This window comes from Photobacterium carnosum, assembly GCF_021236965.1.
In the GTDB taxonomy this organism is placed as follows: Bacteria; Pseudomonadota; Gammaproteobacteria; order Enterobacterales; family Vibrionaceae; genus Photobacterium; species Photobacterium carnosum.
Genome location: NZ_WMDN01000017.1, coordinates 19,917 through 40,904 on the forward strand (window position 1 = coordinate 19,917; position 20,988 = coordinate 40,904).

Consider the following 20,988-nt stretch of genomic DNA (forward strand, 5'->3'; position numbering starts at 1 on the left):
CTCTCAAAAACTAAATATGGCTGATTCGCATATACATTTTGTTGTAATTTTTATGAGTTAAACATTGCCACGGAATTATTTCATTGTTAGTTTCAGTCATTAACAAACGATGACGATTACCAACTTTAACTGTAATGATATTACGATTTATATTTAGCCTTTTGCCGTCGTATTTGTTCGGATTTACCTTATTAAATCTAATGTCATCAGCGATGGCTTGCGCTCGTAATGAAATTGGCTGTGTGATTGATTTTAAACTTTTTTTAAAAGCTCGCTCAAAATTACATTGATCTATTTTTATCTGACGTCCCATTATTTAGCCTTACTTATTAATGCGTTTTAACCGCGTAACTTAGTTTTACATGGTTATTTATCTGCGCTACTGCTTGGGATTAACGTCGTATTGCAACCACGATTTAAAATCACATACTCCAAAACAAATATCGTTACTCCCTTACGATAAATTACAACTAATACGCGTTTACTTTATTAAGCCCCGCCACTAGCGCGTATAAAAATGCATGAGAGAATAAATAAGTAATTTAACGATAAGGGTTATCTCGTTGAACAATAAACTTTATATGATTACTTGCACTAACCATTATTTTGAAATTAAAACTCCTAGTTATATGAACTTGGGAGATATTGAAGAAGGTTGCTGTTTTATCTTTAGTGATTCAGAAGATGTTATTTACGATGCTGTATGTAAGCGACTTAATTTATGCAGGGATGAGGTTGATGGCAATCTATTCTCCCTTGAATTTGATACCAAAATTGGCTGTTGGTTAATAATAGATGATCGAGGTTGTGGATTCCACGTTGGAGAAAATCACCTTGATGGACAATCGTTTGAAAAATTTATCTCTCAATGGAGTTTTTAATGCTAACTAATTTATATCATTACACAATCAATTCTAAATTTGCTGATATAGAACAAAGTGGTTATCTGCAACGTTCACCGCTAAAACCTGATCGTCAAGAAAAGCCTGTAGTTTGGTTGTCAAGCAATGACAACTTTGAAAATTCAGCTCGCAAAATAGCCTTTAATCCTAGAACACAGCAGCAACACCTAATGTCTATGGATGAAATGATAAATTTAACTGGTGCCTTGGTACGTTATGTGTTTTTAGTAAACGATATTGATGCTCGCAGTTGGAACGATGCCCGTCGAGATACAGGAATGAGTCGTAAACGACGTGACTTATTGTTGGAACGTGCTGATTTGGTATCATCAAATCCTAACGACTGGTGGGTAACGTTTTCTGAAATTCCACTGACAAAAGCGGTGCGAGTTGAAATTTGTAACGAAATAGCTGGTGATGGTAAGTTGATTTGGCGACCAGTAGAAAGCACTATTAATACGACGGATAATGTTATCGTTTCAATGACCGTTGATGAACTAGCTAAATCTGTATCATTAGATATTAATGGTACTTGGAGGAACGCAAGTTAGATTGAATACTTGAAGAAAGGCACATTTAAAATGTGTCTTTTTTTGTTTTTTACTTACGATATTTAAATTCATAGTTATAATATATTCATGAGTACAGCACCCATATGGAGCAAGGTTGTGGCACGAATAAAGATATATATATTAGCTGGATGCGAACTGCAAAATGATACTGAAAAGTGTTATTCAGCATCGGAATTATATAACTCAAATTTTTTCAATTTGAGCAAAAGATATATGAAGGTATTGAATAACGATAATTGATTAATACTTTCAGACTACCATGGTTTGATCTGGCAAGGTGCAATGATTGCCCCCTACTCATCGAACTCCATGAATAGGAAAGAAAGAATATCCCGATTAGAGAATAATTTAAGAAAGGAAAACATAGAAAAGTTATTGATTTCAGTCGGTGTATTAAGCCATGACATAATCAATGAGGAATTAAGGAAAGGTAAATCTTCAATGTCGAATGTGACATTTATTCTTATAGGAGACACTCCATCTTTACGTCAGGCAAGTGAATTGTTGAGTAATGTAGGAGCCAAAATAAGGATGCCAATGAGAAACCTCAACGCCATTAAGCAGTCATTATGGTTACTTAACACTGCCAAGACAGAGGCAGAGTTGAATATTATCAACGGCGGAGAAAGTAGTAGTTAAACGATGCCATACCAGTCATATATATTATGTTCTGATTGCCTTTTCGTAACTCCATTACGACATAACAGAGATCCTTCTGTGATTCCGTTATTGGGTTGTCATTAACAAACAATCTTTCAAAAAACTTATCCTATCAATGTTGATTCATTAGCGTTATTTTTCATGGTGTATATCAAAATAAAGAAACAATATAATATATAACGCTAAACGTTGAAATTGAAGTAATCAAGAATGAACACAAGAAAAAACACAACAGTTGCGCAGAAGATTCTCTCCAAGATAGAAAATAGAAACATTAAATATCCAAACAATAAACTGGGAAGTGTGAAAGTGCTTGGTTGGTTGTTTGTTTTGTCCCTTTGGAACTCAAGACTATTTAATTTAATTTTCTGGTTAACATCTGCAATATTCTTTTATAAAGGATTCAGTATCGAGTGGGCTTATGTGTTGCTGTTATTCCCTTTATTTTCGGCTTCAATGCCTGTTTATAACATTGTAATGCTCAATAAGGCATACCGAGCAGGGGTTAAACAAAAAGCGAGTAAAGGCGTATATATGAACCCCTATCCAAAATTCAGTAATCAACATGATCAATTTGAAAAAGGATACCACGAATAAATGGCTGTTTTATCTATCACTGAACGACAAAAATTACTATCAAATAGTCGTTATTCAAAATCATCAAGTAAGCGAAACACTTTGCCTACAGGTAAATCTGCTAGTACCAATGCTCGTGCGTCCACGGATAAGCCGAGTAACAGCAATAGCAACAGAAAGATGAGCTTAGCTGAATATAAAAAAGAAGTAGCCGCTCTTGAACTCTCAGAGGACAGCATTTACGCGCGCGAAGTTAAGCGGCTTGATGCAAATCCAGTAATTAAAAATAAGATGTTGGAACATTACGAACAGTGCTTATATTTTAAATGGCTACTAAATAATCACCCCCAAATTTGTGATGTGGCTGCATCAGTACCTAACGGTTCAAAAAGAGTTGGGATGGATGGCTACTCATTAAGTGCGGAAGGTTTAAATAAAGGTTGGCCTGACGTACAGATAATGTATCCAGCAAACAATAAATTCGGTCTATTTATTGAGTTCAAACGTCAACCTTGTGGGTATAGCTGTAGAAGTTCAGCTCAGGCTGCCCCAAAAGAAAGGCAGAAGAGTATTATTCGTAAGTTAAACACTATGGGCTACTTGGCAACTTTTGCTTTTGGTTGTGCTGAAGCAATTAAAATCACTGAACAATATTTGCTAAATGGTACGTTACCTACAGATTTATTTTTTGACAATAATTGCCATCAGTTGTCAGCCACTAACGACACTCAAGCGTAATGTTTTTGGGTTACTAAACAAAAAAAATCCTAGCGTTAAGCTAGGATTTTTTTACCTAATTGGCAATTGCTAATTATTTATTGATCATAATTAAATACTCATGCTCTGAAATCATTTTAGCTCCCTTCGCTTCGGCTTCTTGAATCTTTTTAGCCCCGACTTTATTGCCGCAAATCAAATAATTCGTTTTACCGTTAACACTTGATTGCACATTTGCACCTAACTGTTTAGCCCTTGCTTTCATTTCGTCACGACTACCAGATTCCATTGCCCCTGTAAAAACAACATTTAAGCCACTAAGTACCCCGTTTGTATCTATTGGCACACTTGATTTTGTATCAACAATTTTACTAAATTGACCAATTAAGAAGTTCAATCGCAACAGTTGTTCATTGATAGAGTCACTAATAGATATTGAGATTAATTTACCAAAGCCTGCAATTTTGATTAACTCTTTTGCTGTAATGCCATTACTAGCAATATCAGCAATGGTGTGATGCTCAAGCATTTTACTTGCTTGACCACGACCTAATTTATGGATGCCAAGAGAGGCTAAAATCAAGTTATCTGCAATTTCTGATGATTTAATACGTTCAATTTCAGAAATTAAATTTGCAGCTTGACCAGCACCTAATCCACATTTCTGAATTTCATCAATAGTAAGATGATAAATATCCTCAATCTTAACGTGACCACCATCAACTAATTTTTCGACCGTTTTTTCACCAAAAAGATCCGCTTTTAATGTTTTAAAGTGATACATTATTGTAGTGACAGCTTGAGCTGAACAATTAGGATTTTGACATTCTTTAAATAAAGGTAACTCACCTGAGTTAGACTCTACCCATTCAACCTTATGACCACAGTAAGGGCAAGATATCGGATCAACTGGTTCATTATCAGAAACAGAGACAACCCTCAAGCAAGATGGCACCACCTCCCCGCTTCTTACGATTTCAATTTTTGCACCAATAGCGATTTTGTTTGCTAAAATGTTACGTACATGATGCCCAGTCGCACGTTCAATAGAACAACCACTAAGGAAAACGCTTGCAAATTCAACGACTGGCGTTAGCCTCCCAGTCCTTCCAACTTGGTATCGAACCTCTTTAACTTCAACGATTGCTGTTTCACCGTGATTCTTCTTAGCTAACATCCAGTTATTGTGATGTGATGTTGAACCAAGAACAGCTTTTGTTGCTTCATCGGTGATCTCTATAACAAGTCCGTCCGTTGGGTATTGAGTGTATTCTTTAAACTTTTCAGAGAATAAATCAATGTGCTGAATTAGAGTTTCTTTATCAACCGTTTTTACTGGCATATCTCTATAAATAACGAGTCTAACGGCTCCGTCTTTTAGTGCCTTTAGCGCAAACTCGTTAATGTTTCGTGATGCAGCAATACCAGCGACAACGTTTCTTGGGTGGGCAAATTTATCCGCTAAATTAGCATCAAAATATGCCTGCTCCATTACAATCTCACCAACGCTATCTTTACTACCATCGCCCATTATGACTAAGCCATTTTCCAATAAATGACTAATGTTGTTACCAACAACTCCATCACCACGAGTTACAAGTAAAGTTCCACTGTTAAGTAATTTTCCAGCAATACCATCTAATTTTGCGCTTAGTCTGTAGGTAAGTGATGATGGCTCTACACCTGCTTCAATTGCTGCTGCTTCACAGCGAGCAACAAAGTTGCTTACTTCGTCAACAGAATACGCTTTATTAGTTGATAACATCGGTATAGCGTGTTTTATGCGATCAGATACATCTACCTGAGTAGATTCAACACCAAAGTTTTCAGGTTGAGGATGTGTTAATAACGGGTGGTTAGGTTGACGGAATTTTAATTCTGCTAGATAAATATCATCAAATTCATTATCTGATACTAACGGGCAGCCCTTTCTATATTCATCATTCAAATAAATACATAAAGCACTTAACTCATCATTGCTAATAAACATTACAGGTTTTGCTAATAACTCTTTCATTTTTCAAATGTCCAAATAATTCATCTGCAACTATTATTACATAAGTTTTGATCTGAGCTAGTCACGTACATGACTTAATAATTGTCACATAAATCAAGTGTAGTAAGTAACGAACAATAATATATAATGCTTACAAATTTAACGTAAGGCGTTGTATGTATACTTTCTTTAATTTAACGTTGGTTTTTATTTGGGTAGAGGTGCTTTTAATTAGTACATTTTACTTTTTTAGCTTTCGTCGTAATGCGATAACGATAATAAAGAAAACAGGAGAACTCTATCCTGATGTCGAGGTCTTGCCTCCTTTGTTTTCGAGAGTGTTCACTTTTAGTCATATATTGCTAATTGTATTAACAATTGTATTAGCATTACGATTTTTCGTGGTTGAGATTTGGCATATTCCGTCAGAGAGTATGATGCCAACATACAAGGTGGGTGACTCGATACTACTAAATAAATTCGCTTATGGTGTCCATGATCCGCTATTTAACAAAGTATTGTATGCCAATGACGATGAACCCAAAGAAGGTGATGTGATTATTTTTCGGATGCCTGATTCCCCAGGAGTTAATTTTATCAAGAGAGTCATCGGTACACCTGGGGATCGGATTAGTTATAAGAATAAAAAATTAATAGTCACTGATGTAAGCGGAAAACGAATAAATGGAATTAATGACCATGCTATAACCGACTCAAAAGCAATGAGCGTAGAACAATATTATTTCCAACAAGACGGTATGAAAGCAAATGAATGGGTCGTTCCTGATAATTCCTATTTTGTCATGGGTGATAATCGAGATCATAGTCATGATTCCCGTTTTTGGGGATTTGTCCCTAAGCAAAATTTGATCGGAAAGGTTTTTGAGTGAATATCTTTTAACGGTTGCATTGTGATCGTTAAGAAATGGTTACTCCAAACAAAATATATTGGTTAAATTAAGATGAAAAAACTTATAACAACGTCTGCTATAGCGAAAAAACATAATACATATTATCGACTTATGGTAAAAAAACTTGTGACTGCTGGTTTGATGGATAGTAATTTAGAGCTAACGGAATATGCTGAAAGTCTGGGCGCTACTTATAAAGGCAAGGAATCGCGTATCTATTGGCCTGACAATTTATTAATAATGGATAATGGTCAAATTGATATAAAGTCTATTACCATTACCCCCGATTTTTTAAATACAGCCAAAAATCTCTACGTAACAACAACTGAAATTGGTAATGATTTTGCGATATCTTCAGATCAGGTAATTAGTTGCCTAGTGTTTTTAGGGTACATCCATAAATCAATTAATAACGAGTTGTTGCTGACCACTGCAGGAAGCATGTATGGACGACAATATGATATTGATAGTGTTGGTAAAATTTGCAAATGGAAAAAAACACTTTGTCGGGATGCTAAATTTAGACAAGCAATCAAAAAAGTAAAAAGCATAACCGATAGCACTCTTAATTATCAATCAGTTGATGGGCACATGTTCAATACTGAACTTGCCTGCGCTATCGATGACTGGTTAACGTTTTCTGGCTATCGTCATAGTGTTCGTCGTATTTGCCCAACGACAAAAATTATATCTCAATTTTATATTCATCACTTTAGAGCTCATATTTTCATTGATGATGGCGTGCTCTTTAATGAAAAAAATATTAGGCCCATTAAAGAAATGAAATTAATCATCAAATCAAGAGGCGACATTGATATTGATAAAACACTAGGTGATTTTTTTTCGCAATTTTGTTGCGTAGATAATTATTAAAACAAGAAATCAGCCAATGTTGCATCACATTGGCTAATCGTATTTAACATCATACCTTTAAAAATGGCCGGATTTTCAATCGCCAACTCTTTTAAGTGATCTGAATCAAAATCATTAAATGAGCCACGTTCAAAAATGGATAAGTAGCTTTGAATGCTCATCTTCTGCTGAAGTAAAACTTGCTGATGATAATAATCGCCTAATTCTCTCTTGCTCTCCGTTATCCGTTTTTTTAATGCAAGAATAATTGGGGTTTTATATACGTATTGTTGCCTCGCTATTTTCCCTTTTAATTTTGAATTTAATTCTTCACACGCGATGTTGATAGCAAGATTGATCTGAGAAAGCACGTTCTGCACTTGGATTTCCATTTGTTGTTTGTAAACAACGATTTCATTCTCGCTATATTTATCGAACGCTACCCCTTTACTAATTTTATTAGCTACCGACCTATGCATTTTATCATTGATAATTTGTTGTTCTTTTATCTTTTTATCATTGATAATTTGTTGCTCTTTTGTTTTTTTAGCTTTTAAATTCAGAATCTTATGTTCTTTATCTCCAATGATTTTAAGATCAGGTAGTGCAAGTATATCTTCAATGGTTTTCGCCCCAGAAATTTTAAGTTGTGAGTAACACTGCCCCCGCATTGCCATTTTGTTGTACAGTTTAATTTTCCCTTTCGGCAATGATAAGATCCCACTTCGAAGCATCATCTGAAACGAGTAAGAATGCGTAAAACAATCCAAATCGCCGTTGAGCCATAGCCGAACAAACTCATCGTGAACAAGCCATTTAGCACCGTCCTCATCGACACTGAATGATCTGAGTTCATTGAAGCTACATGTATGAGTAACTGTATTATCATCATTAACCACAACTTGACGACCAGAGCTAAAATCCACATCAAATGCCGTCATATCGTCAGCTAAGTCATGTAAGCCACAATAATTACCCGTCGCCCATTGATCTATCCTTAACCACAAAGCGGCAGGGATCGGTGTACGAGGTGTTTCTTCAAGATTATCAACAAAATTTAGCGTTTCTAGTTTATGCAGCGAGTAAACATGATGCCAAATTTTCATAGCTTGAAATGGCTTATCTTGAAATGCATGAAGGGACCACAAAGATTCGATACCAACAATGTCTTGTTCTGTAACAAATTGAAATTGTGGTTGTGACATTCTCTGATTGTAACTATCGTTAATTATATCGCCATTTTTTAGTTTGTTAGCTACATCCTTTGCACGTTGAACCTCTAAGTAATCAAACGAAATTAACGCATGAAGAAGTGTTGCTACAAACGATGGATGATAAGTGTCAGGCTTTAATTGAATATAACCGGCATCACTGATTGTACGACCGACAATGTGCCGATATGACCAATCGTATCGAGTTAGATATAGTAATCGCTGAACGCGGTTTATACCGCGCATGTAACCGTATTTTTCAGGATTAGTATCTAATAGCTTTTGCATCGATTTGTCGTCACCACTAGCAACGCAGATAAAGCACCCATGCCGAGCTGAGCATTGACTCTTACTTCGACCTTGCTCTTGTCCTTGAAAATACACGCATTCGCCATTGCCACTATCTCGATACAGATCAACGGTTCTTAGGTGATTATCAAGGTATGAGGGTATTGTACGGTACTTACTATTAATTCCTGCGTTAGTTAAAAAATCCCAAACATCACCATCAGTCCACTCTTTTATTGGATATAACGTTGCAATATCGCAGTTTTTTTCTGATGTTAATAACGTACTGCTACCATTGAACTTTTCAATTGAGGCTGCTCGATGCACGCTCTCGCTGTCTCTGCTACCCAACAGCATCACAATGTCTTTATGCAAGGATCTATCAATGTTAGATATATAGTTAGCCCTAGCCTTATTAGCTGATGATATTTTTAATTCGTGAGTACATTGGCGGTATTCAGTGTTAACAAAAGTCGGCAGTCCTCTCCCCCCGATTATTCGCATTAACCAACTGCTACTCAGTGATGGTTGAGCAATTACAATAGATAATGGGATGTCATTTTCTGTAATGAACTTACGTAGTTTATCTAACTTATTAGACGTTAGATTGTGTACTTCAGGGTTTTCAACTCGGGTGTCAACGTGTAATACATAAGAGTGAGGGCTAATCTTGTCACCATTACGTTTTGCTTTCATTAATGCCAGAATTAATAACCCAAGGCACACCTCACTATCTTTACCACCTGAATAATTTAATTGAAATATTTTACCTGCAAGCAAATATTGATAAATACGAAGAACGGCGCAGATCGCTTCTTTACCAATTTCTATATCAGCATTGTCTATTCCTGTTTCCCATAAATCCCATTCGTCAACATTCTTAATGTTAATTTCGTCGCAGTGCATTTTTAAATCCCCCAATAAAAAAGAAAACCGTTAAATTATTTTTACACGGTATCTTATAGGCGCAAGATGAATGTTTTTGGTAACGATGAATTGTTCATGGGTAACGATGAATTGTTCATGGGTAACGATGAATTGTTCGTGGGTAACGATGAATTGTTCGTGGGTAACGATGAATTGTTCGTGGGTAACGATGAATTGTTCGTGGGTAACGATGGGTTGTTCGTGGGTAACTTACAATACAAATAATAAAAAAAACCGAGTATATAATACTCGGTTTTCCCACCTATTCCCGATACCATGCTTAAAATATCGGACAAGATTTTCGTAGATTTTATATTGATACTGGTATTTGCTGCGGAATCCATTCCCTTAAAGCATACTAACATTAAATGTTAATATCGCAAGCAATAGGTGCATAAATTAGTATTAATTATTTGTTGGCTTCCATCCATAAAATCCCCACTCAATAGGATCGACATTCATGCGAGTTGTTGTCGCCTCATGCAAGTCGATAAATATACCATTATGTTCTAATCGACCTTGGCGGAAGAACGGGAATAAGAGCATGGATGCCGCGCTTTTAGCACACATTGAATTGATACCAAATGTTTGTTTTGCTATTGCTTCTTCTGTTGAGCATGATGGTACTTCATGCTCAGTTTCAGAAATTGTTTCCCACTGACTACCGAATAAATCGAACGGTGACGGAATCTCTTTACCACTTAACGCTTTACCAAAATATGCTTGCGCTGTGTGATTATCATTGCCTAAATCGAGCCAGTAGCCATCGAGATGACGCATTCTACTATTAATTACATCATTAATAGTAAGTCGAACCGATGCCTTATCAACACAGGTAATAACTATATCAGTTGATGGTAACGATGAAGACTCTGTAATGTATGTCGGTATGAAATCCCAATTCAAGTCACCGAACATGTTAAATCTTGAAATAAGAACCTCAGCCTTATTTAAGCCAACATCGTGCGCCCAAAAGTTCTGACGAAATACATTTGAAGTGCTAACTTCATCACCATCAATCGCTGTAACATGAATGCCCTTGCCGCCTAGAGCTTTCAGTATGCCGTTCATTTGAAACAGCTCAGTTAACATAGCTGAACCTGTTCCACCACAACCAATAAGCGTAATGTTTATAACTTTATCACCCCATGAAATCGGCATTAGCATTTGAGTTGTCATTTTTATTAGTCCAAAAAGAATAGTTAGTTGATGTGAATATTTTCTCATGGTTTATCAGGTGCGCAACTGCGTGACCATTGATACCCTACAGGTTCACCAGTATCGTAATGCACAAACAATTCAGAATAGTGCATCTCCGTCGATTGGGTGCAACATTTGTTACACCCTGTAACCTTTAAAAACCATGAGAGATTATTTATGATTATCTTGGAGTTTTGTCGATTAATTACATTAAATCGCTAACTTTGATATTCAATGAAATCAATTCTTCGATCTCAACAGGCATATCCTTACCATCACGCTTACGCCAAAAATTTAAAGAGTCTTTAACTGGTGCGGCTGGATCATAAGAAGTAAATGGCTGGTTATTCCACCAGTGAGCAAATGCGCTATCAAATAATGTAGCCTCAATGTTTTGAATGTTTGAAAAATTGAGATCAGTCGGTAAATTGGCAGTGCCTTGACATAAGTAACCATGCGCATTTACGTTCGGAAGCGGTGGAAGATATAGACACGTATCTAACGTTGGACGGTCGTTTGAATCTAACGCAAAAACATGTAATCTCTTGTTAGTTTTGTCTAGTGACCATAACATAGGAGTCCACACAACGTTGCAGCAAAAAGGAGGTAAGCCAGCGAATCGAAACCACATAGGGCGTGTTTGTGATTTTGTGTACCAAATCATTTGTTCAAAATCATCAAATAAAACATTGTCAGGAATTAACTGCTTTACTTTTTTTTCTTTCTGCTCTGATTTGATTTTGTAATGTACATTATTGAAAATGGAATGAAGCTGCTCACCATCAATAAGCTCTCCAATTCCCATTTCATTCTGTTTGTTAAATGAATGGCGAGTCATGAACTCTTGACCTATAGTGCCGCTATAAAACACTATAGCGAAATCTGGTGCGGCTGATTTAGGCTGTGCCACAGTTTGTTGTGATGATATATCTGTTACTTCATTTTGCACTGTAAGAGCCATGTTGAAACCTTAAATGTTTAATTATTAACTGCATTTATTGTCACATGACTTTTGGTACGCGCAACCCTGTAATATTTTAAATAGAGGAATGAATAAGGGATTAATTGTAAGTTAATTACCCCCCGTAACATCGTAAGTTAATTACCTCGCCCAATTTCAGGGAATGTCGAGGACGTTACAATAAATCAGACATTGAAATTAACGCACGATCAATTAATGTGAAATTTTTTATCATTGGTATATATGATTCATCGGTCATTAAATTTAATTTTAAGCAAGCATCCTCCCCATTCGACATTACGTTTTCATGTATATTATTCAAAAACTCGTCCTCAATATCTGTACCGAATGAAACAAAATTAGAATCATAAAGAGTGGTATCTGAACCGTTTATCCATGCGTTAGTGTTGTTATATTCGTTAATATCGAAGTTTTCATGGACGCGAGTAAATATAGACAACACGATGTTTAACTTATTTCTGTCATTGTCACTTATAGTTAAAGTGTCAATCATTTCGCTTAATTCAGTACAATGAACTTTTAGACGATCTTTAAAGTTTAACTCAGAACGAACAGGCTCAGAGATAAATAGCGTATTACATTTTGTAGCTACAAGATTGTCGTATAACGATTCGACTATTTCCGTTTCTGTAATGGTTTTACCGTGAGTTTTTATTGCGTTCGGAGCTATTTCTGTAATTGCATTACAGAGAACCTCAATATCTAACTGTTCATTGAGTAGTTGTTTCAATTTTGGAAGTTTTTCAGGCGTTATTTCTATAGCAAAATCATCAACAATAGATTCATCACAATCACTAAATGAATAGTTTAAATACGTTAATCCATAATCGAATATCATGCCAAAAGTGGTCGATTTGTAACTTTGTGCTGCTGTATCTGTGATCATATTATAGAGTTTATTAGATATAGCAGTTGGATAATTGCTTATGTCCATACCTGCTGTTGCAACAAATGATTCAGAGGTCAGCCTTATCGCCATAGCCTCATTACTATCCCCATTTTCATCCTCGCCATCACCAAAACAGTTGTCACTATTATATTCAATATTAAATCCCCATCCGTAATCATTATTTCGTGTATACCAATGATCAATATCATCAGAAAGTTTAATGTCAGAAAAAATATCCTCTGAACGTTTTAAACAAGACTGAGCAGTTTTATTGATACTACCCATTACATCATTAATAAGAACTAATGCCTTATCATCTTGAGTGTCAAGTGAAGCTGTAATGAAGTCGTTGATTTGCTGTTTGTTAATTACATCATTTTTCAATGACCACTTGCACAAATTACCCCAAAAGCCATATTCGGAAGTAACTTCATTACAAATTGGAGCAACATATTCTGCTTCGTCAAATATGCCAATTTTAGCTTTGGCTTGCTCTGACAGGCGTAGTTTTGACTTTACTGCCTTAGCGTAAAACGGAGTCTCAACTTGTTGTAGTGGCATTACATTAGCGGTGGTAGTGCCGTGGTTGGTAGATCCAAAATTCGACTTGAAGTTTTGCATTGTTTGAAATGAGAGTGGATTTTTAATGCTTGCTGATGTTCTTTCCATTGTTGTTCCCCTGCGTTAGATCTTGTGAGTGGATTCTTTTTCTTTTGACTCTCGGCACACGATAGCTGCCAAGAATCTATTTTAGCGAGTAGCTCTAAATCATTTTCTTTCATCGGTTATGATCACCATGATTTCATGTACAAGTATTATTACATGAGTTTTGATGTGCGCTAGTTGTACTAAGGGGGGGCAATATAAGGAGGGGAACTGTCCTTACGGGATTATTGTAAGGACATTACAAAAATTAATTTTGATTGATTATTTGTGCTAATGCTATGAGAGCAGTATTAATTAAACAGATGTTTTTTAATAATGGCTCATAATCATGTTCACTATGCAGATTAAGTTTAAGACAAGCTAATTCACCAGTACATTGATTGTTATCTTGCATATTATCTAAAAAATAATCTTCGGTGCTTGTTCCAAACGAGATAAAATTTGACTCATACAACGAAATATTTGAACCATTAATCCATGCGTTATTATCACCCTCGGCTGAGGCATCATAATTATCAATAACTCGCTGTATGACCATTACGATAGAGTTGAGTTTTTTCTGTTCGCGTTCCGATATGTACCATTTCACATGACGTAAATGACATTTAATCTCTTGGATGTAGGCAGCAAATAACGTTGTAATTGATGAATTGTTTTTGGGTATTTTACGTACATAAAGACTTAGGCATTTAGTTGCGTCTAAATATTCTTGTAATGAACGAAGGGGAAGTTCATCGTGAAAATCTAAACCGTACTTAGCCATTGCCTTTGGTGCTAATTTACTAACCTCGTCCTTAATTTCGTTATATTCAGATGATTCCATAATTTTTGAAAATTCATCAAAATTTTCTTGCGTTATTTCTTTCGCAAAGTCAGTAATAACATCCTCACCAAAATCAGCCAAATCCCAAGCAATGACCCCATAATGCTCAATCATTTCAAAAGTAGACGCTTTATATGCCAACGAAGCTAAATCTGTAAGCATGTTATATAGTGTGTTTGAAATTTTGGGATTACCATTATCTATATCAAACGATAGGGTTCCTACAAAACAATCACTAGCAAGCCTAATCGCCATTCCATCATTTGACTCACCGTTTTCATCACAATCATTACCAAACTCACCCTGTTGAAAAAAGCTAACATTCATCCCCCATTCGCTATCATCAACTTTAAACCATTGAGCCAATACCTCATTAATTTCAATGTCAGAAAAAATAGTCGCTGAACGTTTTAAACAAGACTGGGCGGTTTTATTGATACTACCCATTACATCATTAATAAGAACTAACGCCTTATCATCTTGTTGGCTGTTAATTGGCGAAGAAATGAAGTCGTTGATTTGCTGTTTGTTAATTACATCATTTTTCAATGACCACTTGCACAAATTACCCCAAAAGCCATATTCGGAAGTAACTTCATTACAAATTGGAGCAACATATTCTGCTTCGTCAAATATGCCAATTTTAGCTTTGGCTTGTTCTGATAGGCGTAGTTTTGACTTTACCGCCTTAGCGTAAAACGGAGTCTCAACTTGTTGTAGTGGCATTACATTAGCAGTGGTAGTGTTAAATGCGCCTTTAGCTTTAGGTAAAATTTGAAATGTTGTCATTGTCATTAATCCACAATATTAATAAGTAAAAAAGGCGCAGTAACTCGACTACGCCTTTTCTTTAATTAACCATTCGTTTTTACTGGTGGCATAATAATTGGATAAACAATGCAACCGTTTAGCAATTGTGCATCTTCCTCATAGACCTGAGTGAATCGCAATTGAGGATAATGATTTGCAATAATGCGCACGTTTGTTTGTAAGTCGGCATCTGGTGCAGGAAAGTTAATTTCAGTCATACCAATTTTAAACTTACGTTCAGCTTTTTTAATAGTAGCCATTTTTTGAATCTCCAAGGTTGGCGGTTAAGATTGAGTGTTGTTTTTAGCTGTTAAAGAGGTTGAACATCGAAAAATGAACCTATACTGAAAGCATCATCTGGTGCTGGTGTAGGGGTCTTAATTGCGTTTTCTGGCTCAGATTTAACGTTGGCATTGTCTTTAACTTTAACCGTTGGAGATTCTTGAACGTTATTAATTGGCGTTGTAGGTTTGACTGTTACCTCTGCTGTTTTTGATTTATTCGAACGGTTAGTTACTGGCTTAACTGTAGTAACTGAATTTTTCAACTCAGAGTTATTTAAGATAAACACTTGCGCATAGTCTGCGATTGATTCATTAAAAGCTGCATCAACTTCTGCAACTTGACCACTTATAGCTAACGGAATGGATAGTGCATTACGAAGTTCTACCTGTGCTGAATTTTTAATATCAACAACAGTGTTTGATGTTGGTACTGTTAGAATTACAGAAGCATTATCGCCATTAGTATTTATAGTGATAATTGCGCGTTCAGAGCCAGCATTTTTAAGCAAGTCGCAGATATGTTGTAAGTTCATTTTTATTATCCTGATAAATTCAATAGGAGAGAGGTAACACCCTCTCTCTCGATGTAACTATTTTTACATGGTTTTCTATACGCGCAACTCGTACTATTTAAGTTGTTTAATTAGCGTTTTAGGAGCAAAGTCCGTCCAGTCGTAGTTGAAAGACGATATTTTTTTTGTAATATCTGTTTTTTTCATCTTAAACAACTTATCAAAAGAACCATCACCATTTTGTTGTTCATAAGCTACAGCAAATCCACTTGCACTACACAATTGCTTAATCTGTGCGATGTTATAAATAGATAATCGAGCATCAGTTGGTTGCCACTCATTTTTTGCTAACGTTTTGCTATCATCTGTTTGTGATAGTACGTGAATCATTAAATCTGTCGCATTATTCGCTTCACTTTCATAAGCGAAAAACTCAACGGCACGAGTCATGTGTAATTGAATATCTTTAATTGATAATTTCATACATGTTGCTGTAAGTTGAGTAAGTGACGAATGAGAGCCTAATTCCTTATAACCAGTAGAATGAGCAAGACTCGCTAATGTAAGAGCCATACGAAATTGAGGATCATTACTTAATCGTTTAGCACTAGCAGTACGTAAAACCAGTCGATTATCTTGTTGCTGTCCTGTCGATTGTTTCGCTGTAATTTCATATTCGTTTTTAACATCATCAATCTGTTGCTGTTGTTGTTTAACTACATCATCAACACCTTGATCAATGGTTTTGACGGTATCGTGCATTTCTTTGATAGAACAATCACCGCCTGATAGCATTTCACGATATAAACGAGATTTTTCATCGGCTGCGGCTTTTTGAGCGTTTTCTTTCTCTTTATCTGCCGCTATCTGCAATCGTTCTTCTTCGGCTTCTTTCTCTTGGCGTTTCCGTACACATTGTTTGTAACAGTCGGTGTCGATACATTGGTTAAGCAAGAAATTACCCCACCGCATCGGTCTGTCGTCTACAACATTCACTTTGTTTTCACAGTTTAAGCAGCCTCCGTTATATTGTTGCTCACCCACAGCATCAGTTTTAACTTCAATACGATCTGATTCTGGTTTTACATCCCACAAAATCGTCTTTCCGTACTTTTCTTCGATTGCTGATTTTCGTGTGGTAGCAACCCACTCTTTAGCTTTTTTATCAAAACAAGCAGGGTTTGAACATTTCTGATCTGAATCGTTATCATCACAAAATGCCATTAGTGATAATTGTTCACCCGTATTATGAATACAAGTCGCGCACTCGGTCTTATTGAATGGGGCATTAGCAAGTGGCAGTAAACGTTTTGACGCTCGAATCTTTAACTCTTTGACTGTGTACGTATTTGGATCTTTGATGATTGCATCAAGAGTGATGTTTTGCATTTTTTCATCAAACGTTGATAACACTAACGCATGACCAGCAGTAACAGGAGTTGAGGGATCTGCTAATGCGTCCAGAACAGCTTCGGTGCAACGCTTTAACTGTAAGCGGTCACGAAATACCGCTTCACTAACCCCGAGCGTTAGAGCTGCTTGCTTTAAATCCCCATTGGTAAGCGAATAATAGGACTGAGCAAGATCAGCTTCATCAACAATCGAAATATCAGAACGCTGTTTATTCTCTGCAAGTTGAGCTTCTAACGCCTCTTTGTCGTTGTAGTGAAAAACAACGACTGGTACATTAGAAATACCAAGTTGTATTGCTGCGTTTCTACGACCGTAACCAGCACAAAGTTCAAGGCGGTTTTTATTAAGTGGATTAGGACGAACGGTTAGAGATTGAAGAATGCCCTTTGTTTTAATTGAATCAAGAAACTCCTCGCTACGAGACTCATTACGACGGTGATTTCCACCGATAGATAGATCATCAATGATTGTTGGGTCAACTCGTATAGCAGCACCATTAGCAATCTTAGAAAAGTCAAAATTAGCATCTGTAACAATATTCTTGTTCATCGTTAAATCTCTACATATCCATCAAAATAAGGGAGGACGTTGCCTCGTTCTGTATCTATTTTTACATGCTTTTTGATCTGCGCTAGTGGGTAGGGGAATAGTGTTTTTTGTTGTAGTGTGCTTACAGTAGGTCGTATCAGGGGGTGATACGATTCGTTGGTGCATTACATCGTATCAGGGGTGATACGATTCGTTGGTGCATTACATCGTATCAGGGGGTGATACGATTCGTTGGTGCATTACATCGTATCAGGGGTGATACGATTCGTTGGTGCATTACATCGTATCAGGGGTGATACGATTCGTTGGTGCATTACATCGTATCAGGGGTGATACGATTCGTTGGTGCATTACATCGTATCAGGGGTGATACGATTCGTTGGTGCATTACATCGTATCAGGGGGTGATACGATTCGTTGGTGCATTACATCGTATCAGGGGTGATACGATGTAATAAAAAAGGTCAGACAAATACCCCGACCTTCCTCTGGATGCGTTATATCTTTCATCATTAAAAGGATAAATGATAAGATTAAGAAGGGATTCCACCTTGCACAATCCAATAAATTCCACCAATAATTCATTTAACATCAATGAGTTACGTCAAAAAAAACAAGTAGTGCAAATAAAAAAGGTTGCCTATAGGCAACCTCTCTTCTATTTGTCTTTATCGTTGCGTTCTATTTCATCTTTAAGCTCTTGCTTGATAAATTGCTCAAGCTTATTTGTAAATTCAGCAGATAAACGACTAAATGTATATGTTACTTTTTGTTTTTCTTTTTTGACTTTCGCAAAAGTATTTTTGTCAGCAAATTTTTCAATATCATTAAATTTAATCACAGTTTTTTTTGGTTTTTTCGCTAACAAATATGCTTTGAATGTTTTAATGATTAAATTATAGGGACTATCAAAATCAGGTTTTTTATAATGCTCAGCTATATCAATTTTTAATATCTCAATTTCATCATCTAGCTCATTACGATCTATAGCTTTCTCTTGTGCTTTAATCAGTACATCATAGTCTGCATGAGATAATTCACTAACATCCGTAAATAAAGCAATGATACGTCCATCTACCATCACTGCTTTTAGCGCGCGATTTATTTTAGTACGACTATATCCCAATAATTTAGCTATCGCATCTTGCGTAATACCAGGTTGTTTTTGTTGATATGTTTTGGCCATTTGGCCAATTTCCCAAAGATTATGCTCTTTGGCTGTTTGTAAATCTTTTGCCAGTGCACGAGCATCAGATAAGCTGATCGGTTCATCAGTTACCCATGACTTTAAAAATGGAATTTTACCATTAGAGAGTATGACTCGCTTTCTACGTCTAGAACCATCGGCATAGTCAATTTTACCCTCTTCATTATAATAACCAATGGCAGGATAATGCTGTTGAATCTCCATGGAATCGAGATCTGATAGTGTCACTGTTGTTAACAATGATTGCTCACGTCCATTAATTTCAAAAGTGACTGTCGTTTTTGCTTCAAGATCTTCATAAGGCACATTTATTTCATAAAACGTGCGAGTCTCACCAGATTTTAACGTCCACTGAAATGATTTCTTAGATGTGAAACGATCGCCAAATCGTTCTTGTAACAATTCTAACTGTTGAGATTCAGTTAAAGCAGAAAAATCACTCAAACCCTTTACTGCCGCTTTTATTTTTTGCTGCTCAATATATTCAGGTGTTGCAGCAGATGCAACAATGCTACCTTGACCGCGAGGTTTTGCCATTATTTTGACTCCCATACAGTAACTATGTCTGAGTGTATTTTACTTACAACTGAATACGCATTTGTTACTGCAGATGCAAAGGATGATTTAGTTTTAGGATATTCGCTTTTCGATATATCAAACAACGTACACATATAAGATGAGCACTCACGTACAGCAATAGAGTGCTTAAATTCTGTCGAATACACATGTTCCCCAAAAAACTTATGTATTTTGTTCGCCATTTGAATGTATGCAGTATCTTCTTTATAGTTTGTAATCAACACACGAACAAAATCGTAACCTTTGTGACCTCCGGCTGAGTCCAAAATATCAGCAACTTCATTGATGCACTCAAAATAACCACATGTTGCGTCCATGTCATTTTCTGTTGCGCCAAGAGGGAAAATTACAGCACTTGCCGAATAATATGCATTTAATGTAATGAATGACAACGAAGGAGGGGTGTCAATAATAATAACGTCAAAGTCATCTCTAACAGCATCTATTATGCGTTCAAGTTGTTTATATGGACTATCCAAGTGACCAGCAGCTAATTGTTTATGAAACCAGCCATCAACGCCTCTATCTCGTTGCGATGCAGGACAGATACGCAGATTTGGAATTGATGTCGGTTGAAATGCATCTTTAATTGCATCTACTTCTGTTTCATTATCATCCAGCTCATAACTATTAGTGATTAAATCACCAATAGATAAATGATCATCCGTATTTTGAGTGTAATACATCGTTGCTGTTGATTGGCCATCAAGATCGATCAATCCAATACGATATTCCTCATGATACTCAGTCGCTAAACCACTTGCAGTTGTTACAGCTGTGACTGTTTTACCAACTCCACCTTTTTGATTCTGAATAACAATAACTTGGCATTTTTTATCAGCACGTTCAAATTTATCGTTAAACTTTCTTACATTTGATGGGAATGAATTACGTAAAGAATACACCTCATTAATATCAAGCATCCAAGCTGAATGGTCATGACGTTTTGGATCTATTCCAAGGTGTTGAACATAAGAATCAACTGTACGATGACTAGGATTTTGCAGATAGTCTAGAGTCTCTTGCTTTGTAAATGTTCTGGGCGCTTTTTGATTGCCTTCAAATAATGATGAATTTCGTGCCTCTCTATAAGCACGAGCACCTTCACTTAACTTGCCAAAAACGTCTGTAATTTTACGTGACATGATATAGCTCCAATGTAATGATGAATTTATAGTACCACACTTTAGTAAGTTACCAACAAAAAGTGTGAGTATTGATATAAATCGTGAAAATGTGATTTTAACGAAAACACGCGAAAGTTCCAGGCCGAGGTGAAACCCATTAATTACGAATCAATTGATATTCAGTTTGATACTATCAGAAAAGTACACAAGTACATTGTGGAAGAAATAGATGAAACAAATTTGTTGTCATTAACATACATTTTAAAGCGCCTAATTCGTTGTCCATCATTACTGCCATTCAATAAGAGTTCTGAAGTTCGTAAGGCAATAACGGA

General features: G+C 36.2%; 20 protein-coding genes and 1 pseudogene. 8 read left to right on the plus strand and 13 right to left on the minus strand.

The window, feature by feature from the left end:
- Nucleotides 1-10: 10 nt before the first annotated feature.
- Entirely contained in the window at nucleotides 11-313 is a 303-nt protein-coding gene (locus tag GLP24_RS14675) for a ParE family toxin-like protein (protein ID WP_101767546.1), read from the minus strand.
- A gap of 250 nt (nucleotides 314-563) precedes the next feature.
- On the opposite strand from GLP24_RS14675, the gene GLP24_RS14680 reads away from it, so the two are divergent.
- The 5 genes from GLP24_RS14680 to GLP24_RS14700 all read left to right on the plus strand — a co-directional run bounded on the left by GLP24_RS14680 (nucleotide 564) and on the right by GLP24_RS14700 (nucleotide 3,448).
- Complete coding sequence (locus GLP24_RS14680) at nucleotides 564-881, plus strand: hypothetical protein (protein WP_144043143.1); 318 nt, start codon at nucleotides 564-566, stop codon at nucleotides 879-881.
- Nucleotides 881-1,453 (plus strand): hypothetical protein, encoded by a 573-nt coding sequence (locus GLP24_RS14685; protein ID WP_101767548.1) that lies wholly within the window; start codon nucleotides 881-883, stop codon nucleotides 1,451-1,453. The genes GLP24_RS14680 and GLP24_RS14685 overlap by 1 nt, the downstream gene beginning before the upstream one ends.
- 330 nt (nucleotides 1,454-1,783) lie before the next feature.
- A complete protein-coding gene (locus GLP24_RS14690) occupies nucleotides 1,784-2,113 on the plus strand; it encodes a hypothetical protein (RefSeq protein WP_232616196.1) in 330 nt (109 codons plus the stop codon).
- A 231-nt stretch (nucleotides 2,114-2,344) separates the two neighbouring features.
- Nucleotides 2,345-2,731: a hypothetical protein gene (locus GLP24_RS14695; protein WP_101767550.1), complete on the plus strand. Its 387-nt coding sequence runs from the start codon at nucleotides 2,345-2,347 to the stop codon at nucleotides 2,729-2,731.
- Nucleotides 2,732-3,448 (plus strand): hypothetical protein, encoded by a 717-nt coding sequence (locus GLP24_RS14700; protein WP_101767551.1) that lies wholly within the window; start codon nucleotides 2,732-2,734, stop codon nucleotides 3,446-3,448.
- Between the two features lie 73 nt (nucleotides 3,449-3,521).
- Here the strand turns inward: GLP24_RS14700 and GLP24_RS14705 are convergent, their stop codons facing one another.
- The gene (locus tag GLP24_RS14705) at nucleotides 3,522-5,444 is read right to left on the minus strand and encodes a BRCT domain-containing protein (protein WP_232578123.1); all 1,923 of its coding nucleotides are present in this window, start codon (nucleotides 5,442-5,444) and stop codon (nucleotides 3,522-3,524) included.
- A 341-nt stretch (nucleotides 5,445-5,785) separates the two neighbouring features.
- Here GLP24_RS14705 and lepB point away from each other — a divergent pair.
- Nucleotides 5,786-6,301, plus strand: a pseudogene (lepB, locus tag GLP24_RS14710) (signal peptidase I); the annotation flags it as partial.
- An 84-nt stretch (nucleotides 6,302-6,385) separates the two neighbouring features.
- Nucleotides 6,386-7,207 (plus strand): hypothetical protein, encoded by an 822-nt coding sequence (locus tag GLP24_RS14715; protein WP_101767554.1) that lies wholly within the window; start codon nucleotides 6,386-6,388, stop codon nucleotides 7,205-7,207.
- On the opposite strand, the gene GLP24_RS14720 is transcribed toward GLP24_RS14715, so the two are convergent.
- Nucleotides 7,204-9,591: a phosphoadenosine phosphosulfate reductase domain-containing protein gene (locus GLP24_RS14720; RefSeq protein WP_101767555.1), complete on the minus strand. Its 2,388-nt coding sequence runs from the start codon at nucleotides 9,589-9,591 to the stop codon at nucleotides 7,204-7,206. The genes GLP24_RS14715 and GLP24_RS14720 overlap by 4 nt on opposite strands.
- Before the next feature lie 66 nt (nucleotides 9,592-9,657).
- Here GLP24_RS14720 and GLP24_RS14725 point away from each other — a divergent pair, with 66 nt between their 5' ends.
- Entirely contained in the window at nucleotides 9,658-9,837 is a 180-nt protein-coding gene (locus GLP24_RS14725; RefSeq protein ID WP_101767556.1) for a hypothetical protein, read from the plus strand.
- 180 nt (nucleotides 9,838-10,017) lie between these two features.
- Here GLP24_RS14725 and GLP24_RS14730 read toward each other — a convergent pair whose 3' ends face one another.
- The 10 genes from GLP24_RS14730 to GLP24_RS14775 form a co-directional block, all read right to left on the minus strand.
- A complete protein-coding gene (locus tag GLP24_RS14730; RefSeq protein WP_167388504.1) occupies nucleotides 10,018-10,791 on the minus strand; it encodes a PRTRC system ThiF family protein in 774 nt (257 codons plus the stop codon).
- Between the two features lie 226 nt (nucleotides 10,792-11,017).
- A complete protein-coding gene (locus tag GLP24_RS14735; protein ID WP_101767558.1) occupies nucleotides 11,018-11,773 on the minus strand; it encodes a hypothetical protein in 756 nt (251 codons plus the stop codon).
- A gap of 175 nt (nucleotides 11,774-11,948) precedes the next feature.
- Nucleotides 11,949-13,244 (minus strand): hypothetical protein, encoded by a 1,296-nt coding sequence (locus tag GLP24_RS14740; protein ID WP_101767559.1) that lies wholly within the window; start codon nucleotides 13,242-13,244, stop codon nucleotides 11,949-11,951.
- Nucleotides 13,244-13,465: a hypothetical protein gene (locus GLP24_RS14745; RefSeq protein ID WP_101767560.1), complete on the minus strand. Its 222-nt coding sequence runs from the start codon at nucleotides 13,463-13,465 to the stop codon at nucleotides 13,244-13,246. The genes GLP24_RS14740 and GLP24_RS14745 overlap by 1 nt, the downstream gene beginning before the upstream one ends.
- Nucleotides 13,466-13,596: 131 nt before the next feature.
- Nucleotides 13,597-14,961 (minus strand): hypothetical protein, encoded by a 1,365-nt coding sequence (locus GLP24_RS14750; RefSeq protein WP_101767561.1) that lies wholly within the window; start codon nucleotides 14,959-14,961, stop codon nucleotides 13,597-13,599.
- Nucleotides 14,962-15,026: 65 nt separating this feature from the next.
- Nucleotides 15,027-15,242: a hypothetical protein gene (locus tag GLP24_RS14755; protein ID WP_101767562.1), complete on the minus strand. Its 216-nt coding sequence runs from the start codon at nucleotides 15,240-15,242 to the stop codon at nucleotides 15,027-15,029.
- A gap of 50 nt (nucleotides 15,243-15,292) precedes the next feature.
- Nucleotides 15,293-15,799 carry a hypothetical protein gene (locus GLP24_RS14760; RefSeq protein ID WP_101767563.1) on the minus strand — a complete coding sequence of 169 codons (507 nt, stop codon included), beginning with the start codon at nucleotides 15,797-15,799 and terminating at the stop codon, nucleotides 15,293-15,295.
- Between the two features lie 93 nt (nucleotides 15,800-15,892).
- A complete protein-coding gene (locus GLP24_RS14765) occupies nucleotides 15,893-17,740 on the minus strand; it encodes a ParB/RepB/Spo0J family partition protein (protein WP_101767564.1) in 1,848 nt (615 codons plus the stop codon).
- Between the two features lie 658 nt (nucleotides 17,741-18,398).
- Nucleotides 18,399-19,484, minus strand: a complete 1,086-nt coding sequence (locus GLP24_RS14770) for a ParB family protein (RefSeq protein ID WP_167388505.1) — start codon at nucleotides 19,482-19,484, stop codon at nucleotides 18,399-18,401.
- On the minus strand, nucleotides 19,484-20,674 hold the full coding sequence (locus GLP24_RS14775; protein WP_373322872.1) for a ParA family protein: 1,191 nt from the start codon (nucleotides 20,672-20,674) through the stop codon (nucleotides 19,484-19,486). Before GLP24_RS14775 ends, GLP24_RS14770 begins: the two co-directional genes overlap by 1 nt.
- Nucleotides 20,675-20,988 lie beyond the last annotated feature (314 nt).

Excerpts from the sequence above, each read along its gene's own strand:
- GLP24_RS14745 (WP_101767560.1), bottom strand. The coding sequence starts at position 13,465 with ATGAAAGAAAATGATTTAGAGCTACTCGCTAAAATAGATTCTTGGCAG.
- GLP24_RS14770 (WP_167388505.1), bottom strand. The coding sequence starts at position 19,484 with ATGGCAAAACCTCGCGGTCAAGGTAGCATTGTTGCATCTGCTGCAACA.
- GLP24_RS14760 (WP_101767563.1), bottom strand. The coding sequence starts at position 15,799 with ATGAACTTACAACATATCTGCGACTTGCTTAAAAATGCTGGCTCTGAA.
- GLP24_RS14755 (WP_101767562.1), bottom strand. The coding sequence starts at position 15,242 with ATGGCTACTATTAAAAAAGCTGAACGTAAGTTTAAAATTGGTATGACT.
- GLP24_RS14690 (WP_232616196.1), top strand. The coding sequence starts at position 1,784 with ATGAATAGGAAAGAAAGAATATCCCGATTAGAGAATAATTTAAGAAAG.
- GLP24_RS14730 (WP_167388504.1), bottom strand. The coding sequence starts at position 10,791 with ATGACAACTCAAATGCTAATGCCGATTTCATGGGGTGATAAAGTTATA.
- GLP24_RS14715 (WP_101767554.1), top strand. The coding sequence starts at position 6,386 with ATGAAAAAACTTATAACAACGTCTGCTATAGCGAAAAAACATAATACA.
- GLP24_RS14695 (WP_101767550.1), top strand. The coding sequence starts at position 2,345 with ATGAACACAAGAAAAAACACAACAGTTGCGCAGAAGATTCTCTCCAAG.
- GLP24_RS14750 (WP_101767561.1), bottom strand. The coding sequence starts at position 14,961 with ATGACAACATTTCAAATTTTACCTAAAGCTAAAGGCGCATTTAACACT.
- GLP24_RS14685 (WP_101767548.1), top strand. The coding sequence starts at position 881 with ATGCTAACTAATTTATATCATTACACAATCAATTCTAAATTTGCTGAT.
- GLP24_RS14700 (WP_101767551.1), top strand. The coding sequence starts at position 2,732 with ATGGCTGTTTTATCTATCACTGAACGACAAAAATTACTATCAAATAGT.
- GLP24_RS14740 (WP_101767559.1), bottom strand. The coding sequence starts at position 13,244 with ATGCCACTACAACAAGTTGAGACTCCGTTTTACGCTAAGGCAGTAAAG.
- GLP24_RS14765 (WP_101767564.1), bottom strand. The coding sequence starts at position 17,740 with ATGAACAAGAATATTGTTACAGATGCTAATTTTGACTTTTCTAAGATT.
- GLP24_RS14720 (WP_101767555.1), bottom strand. The coding sequence starts at position 9,591 with ATGCACTGCGACGAAATTAACATTAAGAATGTTGACGAATGGGATTTA.
- GLP24_RS14735 (WP_101767558.1), bottom strand. The coding sequence starts at position 11,773 with ATGGCTCTTACAGTGCAAAATGAAGTAACAGATATATCATCACAACAA.
- GLP24_RS14675 (WP_101767546.1), bottom strand. The coding sequence starts at position 313 with ATGGGACGTCAGATAAAAATAGATCAATGTAATTTTGAGCGAGCTTTT.
- GLP24_RS14725 (WP_101767556.1), top strand. The coding sequence starts at position 9,658 with ATGAATGTTTTTGGTAACGATGAATTGTTCATGGGTAACGATGAATTG.
- GLP24_RS14705 (WP_232578123.1), bottom strand. The coding sequence starts at position 5,444 with ATGAAAGAGTTATTAGCAAAACCTGTAATGTTTATTAGCAATGATGAG.